This window comes from Metapseudomonas cellulosilytica (genome assembly GCF_049334135.1).
GTDB lineage: Bacteria > Pseudomonadota > Gammaproteobacteria > Pseudomonadales > Pseudomonadaceae > Metapseudomonas.
The window spans coordinates 1-13,327 of record NZ_JBHZGN010000043.1 but is presented as its reverse complement, the minus strand read 5'-3'; the positions used below and the strand labels follow the sequence as shown (position 1 = coordinate 13,327).

General features: G+C 65.0%; 12 protein-coding genes and 1 pseudogene. 11 read left to right on the top strand and 2 right to left on the bottom strand.

The window, feature by feature from the left end:
* Position 1: 1 nt before the first annotated feature.
* Positions 2-709, bottom strand: a complete 708-nt coding sequence (gene sfsA, locus ACFW0H_RS29300) for a DNA/RNA nuclease SfsA (protein ID WP_422917345.1) — start codon at positions 707-709, stop codon at positions 2-4.
* On the bottom strand, positions 706-1,881 hold the full coding sequence (locus ACFW0H_RS29295; RefSeq protein WP_422917344.1) for a pyridoxal phosphate-dependent aminotransferase: 1,176 nt from the start codon (positions 1,879-1,881) through the stop codon (positions 706-708). Before ACFW0H_RS29295 ends, sfsA begins: the two co-directional genes overlap by 4 nt.
* A 194-nt stretch (positions 1,882-2,075) precedes the next feature.
* Here ACFW0H_RS29295 and dksA point away from each other — a divergent pair, with 194 nt between their 5' ends.
* The 11 genes and pseudogenes from dksA to ACFW0H_RS29240 all read left to right on the top strand — a co-directional run.
* Positions 2,076-2,519 carry an RNA polymerase-binding protein DksA gene (gene dksA, locus ACFW0H_RS29290; protein WP_422917343.1) on the top strand — a complete coding sequence of 148 codons (444 nt, stop codon included), beginning with the start codon at positions 2,076-2,078 and terminating at the stop codon, positions 2,517-2,519.
* A gap of 52 nt (positions 2,520-2,571) precedes the next feature.
* Positions 2,572-3,459: a tRNA glutamyl-Q(34) synthetase GluQRS gene (gene gluQRS / locus ACFW0H_RS29285; RefSeq protein WP_422917342.1), complete on the top strand. Its 888-nt coding sequence runs from the start codon at positions 2,572-2,574 to the stop codon at positions 3,457-3,459.
* Positions 3,460-3,519: 60 nt separating this feature from the next.
* On the top strand, positions 3,520-3,696 hold the full coding sequence (locus tag ACFW0H_RS29280; protein ID WP_003095129.1) for a hypothetical protein: 177 nt from the start codon (positions 3,520-3,522) through the stop codon (positions 3,694-3,696).
* Positions 3,680-6,634, top strand: a complete 2,955-nt coding sequence (locus tag ACFW0H_RS29275) for a sensor histidine kinase (RefSeq protein WP_422917341.1) — start codon at positions 3,680-3,682, stop codon at positions 6,632-6,634. Before ACFW0H_RS29280 ends, ACFW0H_RS29275 begins: the two co-directional genes overlap by 17 nt.
* Positions 6,635-6,656: 22 nt before the next feature.
* The gene (locus tag ACFW0H_RS29270; protein WP_422917340.1) at positions 6,657-8,090 is read left to right on the top strand and encodes a sigma-54-dependent transcriptional regulator; all 1,434 of its coding nucleotides are present in this window, start codon (positions 6,657-6,659) and stop codon (positions 8,088-8,090) included.
* A gap of 679 nt (positions 8,091-8,769) precedes the next feature.
* On the top strand, positions 8,770-10,173 hold the full coding sequence (locus ACFW0H_RS29265) for a polynucleotide adenylyltransferase PcnB (protein WP_422917339.1): 1,404 nt from the start codon (positions 8,770-8,772) through the stop codon (positions 10,171-10,173).
* A 2-nt stretch (positions 10,174-10,175) separates the two neighbouring features.
* Positions 10,176-10,676 carry a 2-amino-4-hydroxy-6-hydroxymethyldihydropteridine diphosphokinase gene (gene folK / locus ACFW0H_RS29260; RefSeq protein WP_422917338.1) on the top strand — a complete coding sequence of 167 codons (501 nt, stop codon included), beginning with the start codon at positions 10,176-10,178 and terminating at the stop codon, positions 10,674-10,676.
* 102 nt (positions 10,677-10,778) lie between these two features.
* Complete coding sequence (panB, locus tag ACFW0H_RS29255; protein ID WP_422917337.1) at positions 10,779-11,579, top strand: 3-methyl-2-oxobutanoate hydroxymethyltransferase; 801 nt, start codon at positions 10,779-10,781, stop codon at positions 11,577-11,579.
* On the top strand, positions 11,576-12,436 hold the full coding sequence (panC, locus tag ACFW0H_RS29250) for a pantoate--beta-alanine ligase (protein ID WP_422917336.1): 861 nt from the start codon (positions 11,576-11,578) through the stop codon (positions 12,434-12,436). The genes panB and panC overlap by 4 nt, the downstream gene beginning before the upstream one ends.
* Before the next feature lie 80 nt (positions 12,437-12,516).
* Complete coding sequence (gene panD / locus ACFW0H_RS29245; protein WP_028630028.1) at positions 12,517-12,897, top strand: aspartate 1-decarboxylase; 381 nt, start codon at positions 12,517-12,519, stop codon at positions 12,895-12,897.
* A gap of 71 nt (positions 12,898-12,968) precedes the next feature.
* Positions 12,969-13,327, top strand: a pseudogene (locus ACFW0H_RS29240) (glucose-6-phosphate isomerase); the annotation flags it as partial.

Here is a 13,327-nt window from a genome sequence, read left to right as displayed (position 1 = left end):
CTCAGAGCCTCACATCGAGGCGACGGTAGACCCGGGCTTCCTCCGGCGTCAACTCCACCCCATATGCCATCACCTCCACGCCAGCGGCAATCGCCTCACGCAGTGCCGCAGCATAGGCCGGGTCGATTTCCTCGGCAGGACGCACCGATTCGATTCCTGTCAGGTTTACGCAATACAGCTGCACTGCCCGTACGCCCTCCCGCGCCAGGTTGGCCAGTTCGCGCAGATGCTTGCTGCCGCGCTGGGTAACAGCATCGGGGAAGGCGGCCACTGGCGTGCCGTCGAAACCCAGGGTGACGCTTTTCACTTCGACGAAGGCGGGGCCAGCGGGGAAGTCCAGGCGGAAGTCGGCGCGGCTGTTCTCCAGTCCGTAGGCCACTTCACGCTTGAGGGCACTGAAGCCTGCCAGTTCGGCGATCACGCCCGCCTGCAGCGCCTCCTCCACCAACGCGTTGGCGCGGGCGGTGTTGACGCAGGCCAGGCGGCCCTGGGGCGTCTCGGCGATCTCCCAGGTCCCGGGCAGCTTGCGCTTCGGGTCATTGGAGCGACTGAACCAGACGCGGCAGCCCTCGCTCATGCAGTTCAGCATGGAGCCGGTATTGGGACAGTGGATGGTCAGTTTCTCCCCAGCCTCCGTCTCGATATCCGCGAGGAAGCGCTTGTAGCGCTTGCGCAGCCGCCCTTCCTCCAAAGCCGGGGCGAACCTCATCGGGCCGCCCAGGTCTGCAGGCCACGCGCCAGCCGCTGCACTGCCTCTTCCAGGCGCGGCAGGCTCTGGGTGTAGGCGAAGCGCACGTGCTGGCCGGCCAGGTGGCGGCCGAAATCCAGGCCCGGGGTAAAGGCCAGATGCTCGGTTTCGATGAAATGGCGGCAGAAGGCATAGGCATCGCCACCGAAGGCGGAGATGTCCGCATACAGATAGAAGGCACCCTCCGGCTCGACGGCGATACGGAAACCCAACTCGCGCAAGGCCGGCAACAGGTAGTCACGGCGGCGGGCAAACTCTTCGCGACGGCGTTCGAGGATCTCCAGGGTCTGAGGCTGGAAGCAGGCCAGGGCGGCGTGCTGAGCCATGGACGGCGCACTGATGTAGAGGTTCTGCGCCAGCTTCTCCAGCTCGGGCACCGCCTCCAAAGGCGCCACCAGCCAGCCGAGGCGCCAACCGGTCATGCCGAAATACTTGGAGAAACTGTTCAGCACGAAGGCGTCGTCGTCCACTTCCAGCACGCTGCTGGCGTCCATGCCGTAAGTGAGACCGTGGTAGATCTCATCCACCACCAGGTGACCGCCGCGGGTCTTGAGGGTCTGCGACAGTGCCGCCAACTCGTCGGCGTGCAGCACGGTGCCGGTGGGGTTGGCCGGCGAGGCGACCAGAGCGCCCACGCTGTCGGCATTCCAGTACCGTTCGACCAGCTGCGGGGTGAGCTGGTAGCGCGTCTCGGGACCTACCGGCACCAGCTGCGCCGCGCCTTCCACCAGGCGCAGGAAGTGACGGTTGCAGGGGTAGCCGGGGTCCGCCAGCAGCCAGTGCCGGCCCGGATCCACCAGCAGGCTGCTGGCCAGGAGTAGGGCGCCGGATCCGCCGGGGGTGATGAGAATGCGTTCTGGGTCTATGTTCAACCGATAGCGCGATGCGTAGAAACCGGCGATGGCCTCGCGCAGTTGCGGCAAGCCTCGCGCGGCGGTGTAACGGGTATGCCCGGCGGCCAGGGCTGCCTGCCCGGCCTGGACGATGGGCTCGGCGGTGGTGAAATCCGGTTCGCCGATCTCCAGGTGGATCACGTCGTGACCCGCCGCCTGGAGTTCGTTGGCGCGGGCCAGCAGGGCCATGACGTGGAAGGGTTCGATGGCGCGGCTGCGCGCACTGTAGGACTGAGCCATTGGCCTTCCTTTATTAGGACAAAGAGAGGATTCTACCCAATGGTCCCCGGACGCTGCAGCATGCTTGACGTCGAGGAGTGGCGCACCCGGATTTGATCTGGTAAGTTCGCCCGCTTGCAGCCGCAGGGCCGGCACCGCCGGCGATGGACCATAATCCTGCGCAATGGATTAGAGAAAGTGAGAGGCGGCCATCCATGCCCACCAATGCAAAACAACAGAGCAGCCAGTTGGTTCGTGGCTTCGAGCCCTACCAAGAGACCAAGGGCGAGGAGTACATGAGCGACCGCATGCGCGCTCACTTCACCAACATCCTCAACAAGTGGAAACTGGAGTTGATGGAAGAGGTGGACCGCACCGTGCACCACATGCAGGACGAAGCCGCCAACTTCCCCGACCCGGCCGACCGCGCCAGCCAGGAAGAAGAGTTCAGCCTGGAACTGCGTGCCCGTGACCGCGAGCGCAAACTGATCAAGAAGATCGACGAGACCCTTCAGCTGATCGAAGACAACGATTACGGCTGGTGCGACTCCTGCGGCGTCGAGATCGGCATCCGCCGTCTGGAAGCCCGTCCCACCGCTACGCTCTGCATCGACTGCAAGACCCTGGCGGAGATCAAGGAAAAGCAGCTCGGCTCCTGATGCCGAAACGGGGCGCCACTGGCGCCCCGTCGCTTTACAGGGCCTTGCCCCGATGACATCTCCTGCCTATATCGGGCGCTTCGCCCCAACGCCCAGCGGCTACCTGCATTTCGGCTCACTGGTCGCCGCCCTCGCCTCCTATCTTGACGCCCGTGCCGTTGGCGGCCGCTGGCTTGTGCGCATGGAAGACCTGGACCCGCCGCGGGAAGTCGGAGGCGCCCAGGCGGCCATCCTCCGCACCCTGGAGGACTACGGCTTCGAGTGGGACGGCGAAATGGTCCGTCAGAGCGATCGCCACGAGACCTACGCCAAGGTGATCGACCGCCTCTACGAGATGGGCCTGGCCTACGCCTGCACCTGCTCGCGCAAGCAGCTGGAGGGCCACCATGGCATCTATCCCGGTTACTGTCGTAACGCCCAGCACCCGCAGCATGACGCCGCCATCCGCATCCGCGTGCCGGAGCTGGAGTACCACTTCGTCGACCGCGTGCAGGGTGAATACCGTCAGCACCTGGGCCGGGAAGTGGGCGACTTCGTCATCCGCCGCCGCGATGGCCTCTACGCCTACCAGTTGGCAGTGGTGCTGGACGATGCCTGGCAGGGGGTTACCCACATTGTGCGCGGCGCCGACCTGCTGGACTCGACGCCACGCCAACTCTACCTTCAGGAACTGCTTGGCGTGTCACAGCCGCGCTACCTGCATGTGCCGCTGATCATCCAGCCAGACGGCCACAAGCTCGGCAAGTCGTACCGGTCTCCACCCCTCCCTGCCGACAGGGCCGCTCCGCTGCTGGCACGCGCGCTGCGCGCTCTGGGCCAGGAGCCGCCGGACGAGTTCGCCGATTGCCGCCCCCGCGAGGTGCTGGACTGGGGTATCGCCCACTGGGTTTCCGGGCGCATCCCGCGCTGCCGCACCCTGGCTGAAGCGCATCTGCGCTAGGCACTCGCCGCGCCCCCGGGCATTCGCTACCATCGCCGAAGACACGACGAGAATTGTGGCATGTACATCTATCGACTGGTCCTGCTCCTGGTGGTGGGTATCTACCTGTTCTCTCCCGCCATCATGGATTGGTGGATCGACCCCAACGGCGCCTGGTACCGTCCCTACCTGCTGTGGCTGATCCTGATCGTGGTGACCTTCATCCTGCAGAGTCAACGCGATGCTGATGAGCTTTAGTCTCACCCAGCTGATCCTGATCAGCGCTGCCTATCTCCTGGCCCTGTTCGGCGTGGCCTGGCTCAGTGACCGGGGCTTCGTGCCGCGCTGGATCATCCGCCACCCGCTGACCTACACCCTGTCCCTCGGCGTGTATGCCAGCGCCTGGGCCTTCTACGGCACGGTGGGACTGGCCTACCAGTACGGCTACGGCTTCCTCGCCAGCTACCTGGGCGTGTCGGGCGCCTTCCTGCTGGCGCCGGTGCTGCTCTATCCCATCCTGCGCATCACCCGGACCTACCAACTTTCGTCGCTGGCCGACCTCTTCGCCTTCCGCTTCCGCAGCACCTGGGCCGGCGCCCTGACCACGGTGATCATGCTGATCGGCGTGCTGCCGCTGCTGGCCCTGCAGATCCAGGCAGTGGCCGACTCCATCGGCATCCTCACCCGCGAACCGGTGCACAATCGCGTGGCCCTGGCCTTCTGCGCCTTGATCACCCTCTTCACTATCCTCTTCGGCGCACGCCACATCGCCACCCGCGAGAAGCACGCCGGGCTGGTGTTCGCCATTGCCTTCGAATCGGTGGTCAAGCTGGTGGCCCTTGGCGGCATCGGCCTGTACGCCCTTTACGGCGTGTTCGATGGCCCGCGGGAGCTGGAACTCTGGCTGCTGCAGAACCAGGCGGCCCTTTCCACCCTGCATACGCCGTTGCAGGAAGGCCCCTGGCGCACCCTGCTGCTGGTTTTCTTCGCTTCGGCGATCGTCATGCCGCACATGTACCACATGACCTTCACCGAAAACCTCAACCCCCGCGCCATGGTCAGCGCAAGTTGGGGCCTGCCGCTGTTCCTGCTGCTGATGAGCCTGGCCATCCCGCTGATCCTCTGGGCCGGCCTCAGGCTGGGCGCCACCACCAATCCGGAATACTTCACCCTGGGCCTGGGCATAGCCGTGGACAACCCGGCGCTGGCGCTGCTCGCCTATGTCGGCGGCCTCTCCGCGGCCAGCGGCCTGATCATAGTGGTCACCCTGGCGCTCTCCGGCATGGCCCTCAACCACCTGGTGCTGCCGCTCTATCAGCCGCCGGCCGAGGGCAATATCTACCGCTGGCTGAAGTGGACCCGCCGTGCCCTGATCGTCGCCATCATCATGGCCGGCTACGGCTTCTACCTGCTGCTGGGCGCGGAGCAGGACCTCTCCAACCTGGGCATAGTGGCCTTCGTCGCCACCCTGCAGTTCCTGCCCGGCGCGCTTTCGGTGCTCTATTGGCCGACCGCCAACCGGCGCGGTTTCATCGCCGGCCTGCTGGCAGGCTTCTGCGTCTGGCTGCTGGCCATGCTGCTGCCCCTGATCGGCAACCTGCAGGGCATCTACCTGCCACTGTTCAATGCCATCTACGTACTGGACGACACCAGCTGGCACATCGCGGCCATCGCGTCCCTGGCCGCCAACGTACTGATCTTCACACTGGTCTCGCTATTCACCGAGGCCAGCCCGGAAGAGCGCAGCGCCGCCGAGGCCTGCACCGTGGACAACGTGCGCCGGCCGCAGCGCCGCGAACTGCTCGCCAGTTCGCCCCAGGAGTTCGCCACCCAGCTGGCCAAACCCCTGGGTGCCAAGACCGCACAGAAGGAGGTGGAACAGGCCCTGCGCGACCTGCACCTGCCCTTCGACGAGCGCCGCCCCTATGCCTTGCGCCGCCTGCGCGACCGCATCGAAGCCAACCTCTCCGGCCTGATGGGCCCGAGCGTGGCGCAAGACATGGTGGAGACCTTCCTGCCCTACAAGTCCGGCAGCGAGAGCTATGTCACCGAGGACATCCACTTCATCGAGAGCCGACTGGAGGACTACCACTCCCGCCTCACGGGTCTGGCCGCCGAACTGGATGCCCTGCGGCGCTATCACCGCCAGACCCTCCAGGAGCTGCCCATGGGCGTCTGCTCGCTGGCCAAGGACCAGGAAATCCTCATGTGGAACCGCGCCATGGAGGAGCTCACCGAGATCCCCGCGCAGCGTGTGGTGGGCTCGCGACTGTCCACCATCGCCGAACCCTGGAAGGGTCTGCTGGAAGGCTTCATCAACCTGCCCGACGAGCACCTGCACAAGCAACGCCTGACCCTGGATGGCCAGGCCCGCGCGCTGAACCTGCACAAGGCTGCCATCGAGGAGCCCCTGGCCCCGGGCAGCAGCGGCCTGGTATTGCTGGTTGAGGATGTGACCGACACCCAATTGCTGGAGGACAAGCTGGTGCACTCCGAGCGCCTGGCTTCCATCGGCCGCCTGGCCGCAGGCGTCGCCCATGAAATCGGCAACCCCATCACCGGCATCGCCTGCCTGGCGCAGAACCTGCGCGAAGAACGCGAAGGCGATACCGAGATCAAGGAGCTCAGCAGCCAGATCCTCGAGCAGACCAAGCGCGTCACCCGCATCGTCCAGTCGCTGATGAGCTTCGCCCACGCCGGCGGCCGCCAGCAGGCGAGCGAGCCGGTGTGCCTGGCCGAAGTGGCGCAGGACGCCATCGGCCTGCTGTCGCTGAACAAGCGCAGTGTCGAGGTGAACTTCTTCAACCTGTGCGACCCGCACCATGTCGTGGAAGGCGACCCGCAACGCCTGGCCCAGGTGCTGATCAACCTGCTGTCCAACGCCCGCGACGCTTCTCCCGTGGGCAGCGCCATCCGCGTGCGCAGCGAAGCCTCGGAGCACACCGTCGACCTCATTGTCGAAGATGAAGGCAGCGGCATTCCGAAGGCAATCATGGATCGTTTGTTCGAACCTTTCTTCACCACCAAGGACCCAGGGAAAGGGACCGGCCTTGGCCTTGCACTGGTCTATTCGATCGTGGAAGAGCATTATGGACAGATAACCATAGAAAGCCCGGCCGACTCCGAGCAGCAGCGCGGCACCCGCATCAGGGTGACGCTGCCTCGTTTTGTCGAAGCAACATCCGCCGTGAGCTGAGACCGTCTAGAGAGCTGAATTAATGCCACATATTCTGATCGTCGAAGACGAAACCATCATCCGCTCCGCCCTGCGCCGCCTGCTGGAACGCAACCAGTACCAGGTCAGCGAGGCGGGCTCCGTGCAGGAAGCCCAGGAGCGTTACAGCATTCCCGGTTTCGACCTGATCATCAGCGACCTTCGCCTGCCTGGCGCACCCGGTACCGAACTGATCAAGCTGGCCCAAGGCACCCCGGTGCTGATCATGACCAGTTACGCCAGCCTGCGCTCGGCAGTGGACTCGATGAAGATGGGCGCGGTCGACTATATCGCCAAGCCCTTCGACCATGACGAAATGCTCCAGGCGGTAGCACGCATCCTGAAGGAGCGCCAGGACGCCAAGTCGGCCCCGAGCGAACGTTCCAGTGCCGGTCGTGGCGGCGACAAGGCTGCGGCCGCCAACGCCGATGGCGAGATCGGCATCATCGGCTCCTGCACGGCGATGCTCGAACTCTACGGCAAGATCCGCAAGGTCTCCCCCACCGACTCCACCGTACTGATCCAGGGCGAATCCGGCACTGGCAAGGAACTGGTGGCGCGCGCCCTGCATAACCTGTCCCGCCGCGCCAAGGCCCCGCTGATCTCGGTCAACTGCGCGGCGATCCCGGAAACCCTGATCGAGTCCGAACTCTTCGGCCACGAAAAGGGGGCGTTCACTGGTGCCACCGCAGGCCGCGCGGGCCTGGTGGAAGCGGCTGACGGCGGCACCCTGTTCCTCGACGAAATCGGCGAACTGCCCCTGGAAGCCCAGGCGCGCCTGCTGCGCGTGCTGCAGGAAGGCGAGATCCGTCGCGTGGGTTCGGTGCAGTCACAGAAGGTGGACGTACGCCTGATCGCCGCGACCCACCGTGATCTCAAGACCCTGGCCAAGACCGGCCAGTTCCGCGAGGACCTCTACTACCGCCTGCACGTGATCTCGCTGAAACTGCCCGCCCTGCGCGAACGCGGTAACGACGTACTGGAAATCGCCCGCTCTTTCCTGGCGCGACAGTGCGCGCAGATGGGGCGCGACAGTCTGCGCTTCGCCACTGACGCAGAACAGGCCATTCGCCATTACAGCTGGCCGGGCAACGTGCGTGAACTGGAAAACGCCATCGAGCGCGCCGTGATCCTGTGCGAGAGCCCCGACATCTCGGCGGAACTGCTGGGCATCGATATCGAGCTGGACGACCTGGACGAAGAGGATTTCAACGACACCGCGCCCCAGGCCCAGGCCCAGGCCAACAACACTGCCCACGAGCCTACCGAAGACCTGTCGCTGGAGGACTACTTCCAGCACTTCGTGCTCGAGCACCAGGACCACATGACCGAGACCGAGCTGGCTCGCAAGCTGGGGATCAGCCGCAAATGCCTGTGGGAACGTCGTCAGCGCCTGGGCATTCCGCGCCGCAAATCGGGCGCCGCGGCCGGGCCATGAGCGCCAGCCGCGGGTGACACCTCGGGAACACTTTGAGTTCCCCGCGCTGTTACCCCGCCTAACATCACGTAACAAAGCCGGGTCTAAAGGTAACGAAAACCCGGTTTTTTTTGCCCGCCAACCACAGCACCATCCTCGCAAGCCCTTGATTTACAAGGAATCTGAAAAGTTGGCACGGCATCTGCTTTATCTCGGGCACAACAACAATAACAAGCGCTGAACCCCACAATAAAAACAAGACGTATCGACTCCAGCACAACAAAAACAAGACAGCGGAGGCGCAGCTAACTGATTCTTTTGGAGAGGATTGCCCTTGGGGCTTGCCCCACAGCCAGGCCGAGAACAATAAAACTGCCCACAGGCAGCACCCGTACTGGTTGGGTCACGGAATGATCACGGCACCATCAGCGTCCAAACAAATCCGTTTGCTATTAACCCTCGATTGGAGGGCATTTCCAGAGGCGACAAGCCTGCTGGAGCGGGTCGAACAACAAAAACGCCAAGCCCGAAACAATAAAAACAAAGCACGCACCAATTTGGGGGGGAGCTTCGGCTCCCCCAGTAGCTTTGACACCCGTCAGACCTTTCCTTCAACATCCCCCCTCCCAGTGCTAGAATTCGCGGCCATCGTGCGCCCAAATCCCTTTCTGGCCGACCATCCCGCAAAACAGTGCATCCCATGCTGAAGAAGCTGTTCCAGTCTTTCCGTTCTCCCCTTCGCCGCGCCCAGCATCCGCGCAGCACTCCCGAAGTACTGGGCAATAATCAGCATTCGCTGCGCCGTTCGGACATCAGCCGCAATGCCGTCATGGTCGTCGAACGCCTGCAGAAGGCGGGCTACCAGGCCTATCTGGTCGGCGGCTGCGTCCGCGACCTGCTGCTGAACCTGCGCCCCAAGGATTTCGACGTGGCCACCAATGCCACCCCGGAGCAGGTACGCGCCGAGTTCCGCAATGCCCGGGTGATCGGGCGCCGGTTCAAGCTGGCTCACGTGCAGTTCGGTCGAGAGATCATCGAAGTCGCAACCTTCCGCGCCAACCATCCGCAAGGTGAGGACGAGGAAGACAGCAACCAGGCCGCACGCAACGAAAGCGGCCGCATCCTGCGCGACAATGTCTACGGCAGCCTGGAAGATGATGCCCAGCGCCGGGACTTCACCATCAACGCCCTTTATTACGATCCGACTTCCGAGCGAATCCTCGACTACGCCCATGGCGTGCACGACATCCGCAACCGCCTGGTGCGCCTGATCGGCATTCCCGAGCAGCGTTACCAGGAAGACCCGGTGCGCATGCTGCGCGCCGCGCGTTTCGCCGCGAAACTGGACTTCGAGATCGAGAAGCACAGTGCAGCGCCCATCCGCCGCCTGGCGCCGATGCTGCGGGAGATCCCGTCCGCGCGCCTGTTCGACGAGGTGCTCAAGCTGTTCCTTGGCGGCAAGGCCGTGCGCACGTTCGAACTGCTGGTGGAATACGACCTCTTCGCGCCCCTGTTCCCGGCCAGCGCGGCCGCACTGGAGCGCGACCCCGAATATACCGGCCGCCTGATCCGTCAGGCCCTGGCCAATACCGACGAGCGCATCCACCAAGGCAAGCCGGTCACTCCCGCTTTCCTCTTCGCGGCCCTGCTCTGGCCAGCCCTGCCCGCCCGCGCAGCGCTGCTGCAGGAGCGCGGCATGCCGCCGATCCCGGCCATGCAGGAAGCGGCCCACGGGCTGATCATGGAGCAGGTCCAGCGCACCGCCATTCCCAAGCGCTTCAGCATTCCGATCCGCGAGATCTGGGACATGCAGGAACGCCTGCCGCGCCGCAACGGCAAGCGTGCCGACCTGCTGCTGGAGAGCCCGCGCTTCCGCGCCGGTTACGACTTCCTCCTGCTGCGCGAAAGCGCCGGCGAACAGACCGATGGCCTGGGTGACTGGTGGACGGACTACCAGGACGCCAGCGACAGCCAGCGCCGCAACATGATCCGTGACCTGAGCGCCAAGGACGACCAGCCTGCGGGGCAGCGCCGCCGTCGCGGTGGCAGTCGCCGCCGTCGCGGGCCACGCAGCGAAGGCGCACCCGGCACATCGGGCGACTGATCATGGAGCGCGTATATATCGGGCTGGGTAGCAACCTTGCCGAACCTGTCAGCCAACTGCGCGGCGCCCTCGCGGCGTTGGCCAATCTGCCGCAGACCCGACTTGCGACCGTGTCCTCGCTCTATGCCAGCGATCCGCTCGGCCCACCGGACCAGCCCCGTTACGTGAATGCGGTCGCCGCCCTGGATACCGGGCTGACCCCGCTGCAATTGCTGGATGAGCTGCAGACCATCGAGCTGGCCCAGGGCCGCGTCCGCAAGGATGAGCGCTGGGGCCCGCGCACCCTGGATCTGGACATCCTTCTGTTCGGCCAGCGCCGGATCGATGAGCCGCGTCTGCAGGTGCCGCACTACCACATGCACGCACGCGCCTTCGTGCTCTATCCCCTGGCGGAGATCGCCGGCGACCTGCAGCTGCCTGACGGCGATTCGCTGCAATCCCTCCTGGACACCTGCCCCTTCGAAGGCCTCGAACGCCTGCCCGACCTGGCGGTAACGCCGTAACAGGTCGGTAACACCTGCAATTGACTTCATGCCCCCCCATCGGGACTATAAGCGTCCCGTTGCCCCGCGCCAGTGCAAACCGGCGCCGCTGAGGACGTTTTCATGCCTGATGTGACCCTGACCACCCTGCAAGAGCTCAAGCTCAAGAGCGAGAAAATCGCCATGCTGACGGCCTACGACGCCACTTTCGCGCAGGCGGCCTGCCAGGCCGGCGTGGATGTGCTGCTGGTGGGCGACTCCCTTGGCATGGTCCTGCAAGGCCATGACAGCACCCTGCCGGTCAGCATGGCCGACATGGTCTACCACACCGCTGCCGTCAAACGCGGCAACCGGGGTGCGCTGATCATCAGTGACCTGCCGTTCATGGCCTACGCCAGCCTCGAGCAGACCTTTGCCAACTGCGCCGCCCTGATGCAGGCCGGCGCCCACGTGGTCAAGCTGGAAGGCGCGGCCTGGCTGGCCGAACCCATTCGCCTGCTGGCCGAGCGCGGTGTTCCCGTTTGCGCCCACCTGGGCCTGACCCCGCAAGCCGTGAACATCCTCGGCGGCTACAAGGTCCAGGGCCGCCAGGAGGCCCAGGCCCGCCAGTTGCGCGCCGACGCCATGGCACTGGAGCAGGCTGGCGCCGCCATGCTGCTGCTTGAATGCGTGCCCAGCGAACTCGCGGCGGAGATCACCCAGTCGGTGAAGATCCCGGTCATCGGCATCGGCGCCGGCAGCGCAACCGACGGCCAGGTCCTGGTGCTGCACGACATGCTGGGCCTCTCCCTGACCGGTCGCGCGCCCAAGTTCGTCAAGAATTTCATGGAAGGCCAGACCAGCATCCAGGCCGCACTGGCGGCCTACGTCAAAGCCGTCAAGGATGTCTCCTTCCCCGCCGCCGAACACGGATTCTCCGCATGATCACCGTCAAGACCGTCCGCGAACTGCGGGCCGCCGTCGCCCGCGCACGCAGCGAAGGCAAGCGCATCGGCTTCGTGCCGACCATGGGCAATCTCCACGCCGGCCACGTCGCCCTGGTGGAAAAGGCCAGCCAGCGCGCCGACTTCGTGGTCGCCAGCATCTTCGTCAATCCGCTGCAGTTCGGGCCCAGCGAGGACCTGGCCAAGTACCCGCGCACCCTGGTTGCCGACCAGCAGAAGCTGGTGGGTGCAGGCTGCCACCTGCTGTTCCACCCGGATGTCGAGGAGATGTACCCGGACGGCATGGAGGGCCAGACCCGGGTCAACGTACCGCTGGTGTCCGACGGTCTCTGCGGCGGAAGCCGTCCCGGCCACTTCGAAGGCGTCGCCACCGTGGTCAGCAAGCTGTTCAATATGGTCCAGCCCGACCTCGCGGTATTCGGCGAAAAGGACTTCCAGCAGTTGGCGGTGATCCGCAAGCTGGTGCGCGACCTCAACATGCCGATCCAGATCATCGGCGAGCCCACGGTCCGCGCCGAAGACGGCCTGGCGCTGTCCTCGCGCAATGGTTACCTGGACGACGCCCAGCGCGCCGCCGCGCCGGCCCTCTACCGCACGTTGCGACAGCTGGCCGATGCCATCCGTCAGGGCCGCCGCGACTTCGCCGCCCTGGAGCAGGAAGGCCAGGCCGAATTGGCCAAGGTCGGCTTCCGGCCCGACTACCTGGAGGTCCGCGAGGCACTGCACCTGCGCCCCGCCGGTGCCCAGGACCAGCAATTGGTAATACTGGGGGCTGCCTTCATGGGTAACACCCGCCTGATCGACAACCTTGCCTTCCACCTCGAAGCGCAAGCCTGACCCCAGCCCGCCGCAGCCTTGAACCCCCTCGGGGGTTCGGGCAAACTCAGCCGCCGCCCGCGCACCGACGAGGAAATGCCATGCACGCCATCATGCTCAAGGCCAAACTGCACCGCGCCGAAGTAACCCACGCCGTGCTCGACTATGAAGGTTCCTGCGCCATCGATGGCGAATGGCTGGATCTCTCCGGCATCCGCGAGTACGAGCAGATCCAGATCTACAACGTCGACAACGGCGAGCGTTTCACCACCTATGCCATCCGCGCCGAAAACGGCTCGCGAATGATCTCGGTGAACGGCGCCGCGGCGCACAAGGCCAAGGTGGGCGATCGTGTGATCATCTGCGCCTACGCCCACTACAGCGAAGCGGAACTCGCCAATTTCAAACCGCGTATGCTTTACATGGCTCCGGGTAACGAACTCAGCCACACCAGCAACGCGATTCCAGTACAAGTCGCCTGAGGCCAGGAAGCCGAAGGACCCGAAGCCCGGCCCAGTTCCGGGCTTTTTCATAAGTCGCATACAGGAAAGCCATGGACCACCACCTGACGCCGCTCGATGTCACCCAACTGCCCAGCTGGAGCGCTCTTCGCCAGCACCACCAGGAACTGGCGGGCTTCAGCCTGCGCCAGGCCTTCGGCGAAGACCCCGAGCGCTTCCAGCGGTTCAGCGTCAGTGCCAGCGGCCTGCTGCTGGACTTCTCGAAGAACCTGCTGCGCGCCGACACCCTGGCCCTGCTGGTCCGGCTGGCCGAGGAAGCGCAATTGGGCGAGGCGATCCAGGCGATGTTCCGCGGCGAGGTGATCAACAGCTCCGAGCGCCGGCCGGTGCTGCACACCGCGCTGCGCCGCCCCATCGGCGACAAGGTGCGGGTGGACGGCCAGGACGTGAT

What these genes read in the sequence shown, in the direction of transcription:
- sfsA (WP_422917345.1), bottom strand. Translation starts at nt 709, where the DNA reads ATGAGGTTCGCCCCGGCTTTGGAGGAAGGGCGGCTGCGCAAGCGCTAC.
- ACFW0H_RS29295 (WP_422917344.1), bottom strand. Translation starts at nt 1,881, where the DNA reads ATGGCTCAGTCCTACAGTGCGCGCAGCCGCGCCATCGAACCCTTCCAC.
- dksA (WP_422917343.1), top strand. Translation starts at nt 2,076, where the DNA reads ATGCCCACCAATGCAAAACAACAGAGCAGCCAGTTGGTTCGTGGCTTC.
- gluQRS (WP_422917342.1), top strand. Translation starts at nt 2,572, where the DNA reads ATGACATCTCCTGCCTATATCGGGCGCTTCGCCCCAACGCCCAGCGGC.
- ACFW0H_RS29280 (WP_003095129.1), top strand. Translation starts at nt 3,520, where the DNA reads ATGTACATCTATCGACTGGTCCTGCTCCTGGTGGTGGGTATCTACCTG.
- ACFW0H_RS29275 (WP_422917341.1), top strand. Translation starts at nt 3,680, where the DNA reads ATGCTGATGAGCTTTAGTCTCACCCAGCTGATCCTGATCAGCGCTGCC.
- ACFW0H_RS29270 (WP_422917340.1), top strand. Translation starts at nt 6,657, where the DNA reads ATGCCACATATTCTGATCGTCGAAGACGAAACCATCATCCGCTCCGCC.
- ACFW0H_RS29265 (WP_422917339.1), top strand. Translation starts at nt 8,770, where the DNA reads ATGCTGAAGAAGCTGTTCCAGTCTTTCCGTTCTCCCCTTCGCCGCGCC.
- folK (WP_422917338.1), top strand. Translation starts at nt 10,176, where the DNA reads ATGGAGCGCGTATATATCGGGCTGGGTAGCAACCTTGCCGAACCTGTC.
- panB (WP_422917337.1), top strand. Translation starts at nt 10,779, where the DNA reads ATGCCTGATGTGACCCTGACCACCCTGCAAGAGCTCAAGCTCAAGAGC.
- panC (WP_422917336.1), top strand. Translation starts at nt 11,576, where the DNA reads ATGATCACCGTCAAGACCGTCCGCGAACTGCGGGCCGCCGTCGCCCGC.
- panD (WP_028630028.1), top strand. Translation starts at nt 12,517, where the DNA reads ATGCACGCCATCATGCTCAAGGCCAAACTGCACCGCGCCGAAGTAACC.